The sequence below is a fragment of the Bacillus sp. S4 genome (genome assembly GCF_040838205.1).
GTDB classification, from domain to species: domain Bacteria; phylum Bacillota; class Bacilli; order Bacillales; family Bacillaceae_G; genus Bacillus_A; species Bacillus_A cereus_U.
Genome location: NZ_JBFPJI010000462.1, coordinates 1 through 1,994 on the forward strand (window position 1 = coordinate 1; position 1,994 = coordinate 1,994).

The window sequence follows — 1,994 nt, forward strand, 5'->3', positions numbered from 1 at the left end:
CATTTATCTCGTTGTTATTTGCATAATTCCTGTAAAAAAATAGAAATAAAATCTGTAAATTTGTATAATAAAATTGAAAGAGTAAAATCTTAATATAGAAAGGTCTTGGTAACATGTTAGGTATTAATGTTGAAAAAACAAAAGACGAACTAATTATTTCATGGCAATTCTCTAAAATTCATATTCCATTATGTGAAATCACTGAGGTAACTGAAGATAATACATATGCTGGTGTTGAAGAAAAAAGCGCAATCCGAATTGGAACAGCATATGGTACAACTGATCGTATTTTAATTAAGACAGTAAAGCAAAATTATTTATTATTCACTACTAATAGAGTATCCATTTTAAATAAAATAAAAGCTTAATTGTTTTTCTTCCTATATTTAAACGTTAAACACCTACATTCTATTATAGGAAACGCTACAAAGGATTCGTTGATTACTCCTGCTCCTAATTCGGAAGCATATGGTGAAACTATATAACACAAACACCCTAGCTCTTCGCTAGGGTGTTCTCAGTTTTATCCATAATACAAATGGTCGCTACAGTTATCTTATATTTGTAAATATATATCATTCACATTGCCTTTCCACTGTTTCTACAATTCTCATTTATTTTTCATCTATGTACTCATTTCTCACTTTTATTTATTTTTATTAACTCCCTGTAATTGACTAAGAACCTCATTGGCAGTGCTCTCAAATCTTTTAGGGTCATCAGCAATAATTTCATTAAGTAAATCAATTACCGTTAGTTGTATATCATGATTCATTCCTACAAGCACTTTAGCATACTCACTTCTACATAAATCACTATTTAAAATTCTTATGTTTAGTAGAATTGCCCACTCTTTTGCACTCTCAACCATTTTTGGTAAAGCTTTAGGCATCTCTGTTAGATATTTTTCCATTTCAAAACTTTCAATAAAATGAACTAAACCAAACATAACTTCTTCCGCTTGTGTTTCATCCTCAAATACTATACACAACTCTTTAATAAGCTTCTCATCAGTACAATCTGCTAAGTTTTCTAATATATTATCAAACTCTTCACATTCCGATTGATTTTTTAAAAATCTACAACTATATAATCTCTTAACCTCAGATTGAGAGTCCATATAAATTTCTCCTTTTAAATGAATTGGGTAATTAAATTAATATGATCATTAGTTTTCAACTTTTCTAATCCGCCTAATCCAAGAAAAGGCACAAACCCGAAACATTCATTATATGTGGTGTTCCATACTTTTCTATTAAATCAATATATGGCTTCCACCTTAAGTATAAATTTTTAAATATTCAGCAATTTCTGTTTGTCCTCTTTCAATAGCAAATTCATAAGCTCCCATATCTTTCATAGTCTTCTCTGTATACTTGATATTTATATCCAGACCATTTTTAATGAGAAACTTTACAATATCAAGGTGTCCGCCATAAATAGCTGCAAATAGTGGATTTCTATTTGGGTCACTAACATCTAATATTGCACCATTATCAAATAAGTACTCTACAATACCAATTTCACCTTCACTAGCTGCATGTGCAATAGGCGCTGACTTTGGTACACCTTCATTAAGGTTAATATCCAGACCAGATTCAACAAGAAATTTTATCATATCCAGTTCACCAGCTCTAGCCGAAACATGTAGCCACGTTCCATAAGGCGTTACAAAATCAAGCAAACTTTTATCAGTAATAATTATCTCTTTCGCTTGTTCTATATCACCATTTTTAATGAAATCATAGATTTTTATCGCTTTTTCCTCACTTTCCATAGAGTCCCCCCTGCATTATTTTTATCTAGTTTAAAAAGTTAGCTTTCCTCTTCATACTTTTCCTCTATCACTATCTGTTAGTTAATTCTTTAATTATCGTTTCAGCCTTATGTAATTCTTCTAATAGCGCATGTGGATAGTCATTGTAACTGTCCATATACGCACGCACACCACCCACAATGGTTATTCCCTTAATATCCTCGTTATTCTCTAATAT

General features: G+C 30.9%; 4 protein-coding genes and 1 pseudogene. 1 reads left to right on the forward strand and 4 read right to left on the reverse strand.

The window, feature by feature from the left end; genetic code table 11:
• Nucleotides 1-113: 113 nt before the first annotated feature.
• Nucleotides 114-368: a SunI/YnzG family protein gene (locus AB3X48_RS21595; RefSeq protein WP_002066160.1), complete on the forward strand. Its 255-nt coding sequence runs from the start codon at nt 114-116 to the stop codon at nt 366-368.
• Nucleotides 369-646: 278 nt separating this feature from the next.
• On the opposite strand, the gene AB3X48_RS21600 is transcribed toward AB3X48_RS21595, so the two are convergent.
• The 4 genes and pseudogenes from AB3X48_RS21600 to AB3X48_RS22175 form a co-directional block, all read right to left on the reverse strand.
• Nucleotides 647-1,120 carry an Imm30 family immunity protein gene (locus tag AB3X48_RS21600; protein WP_002066158.1) on the reverse strand — a complete coding sequence of 158 codons (474 nt, stop codon included), beginning with the start codon at nt 1,118-1,120 and terminating at the stop codon, nt 647-649.
• A 14-nt stretch (nt 1,121-1,134) separates the two neighbouring features.
• Complete coding sequence (locus tag AB3X48_RS22150) at nt 1,135-1,212, reverse strand: hypothetical protein (protein WP_162617079.1); 78 nt, start codon at nt 1,210-1,212, stop codon at nt 1,135-1,137.
• Between the two features lie 67 nt (nt 1,213-1,279).
• Nucleotides 1,280-1,777 (reverse strand): ankyrin repeat domain-containing protein, encoded by a 498-nt coding sequence (locus AB3X48_RS21610; RefSeq protein ID WP_087962562.1) that lies wholly within the window; start codon nt 1,775-1,777, stop codon nt 1,280-1,282.
• Between the two features lie 70 nt (nt 1,778-1,847).
• Nucleotides 1,848-1,994 (reverse strand): annotated as a pseudogene (locus AB3X48_RS22175) (hypothetical protein); the annotation flags it as partial.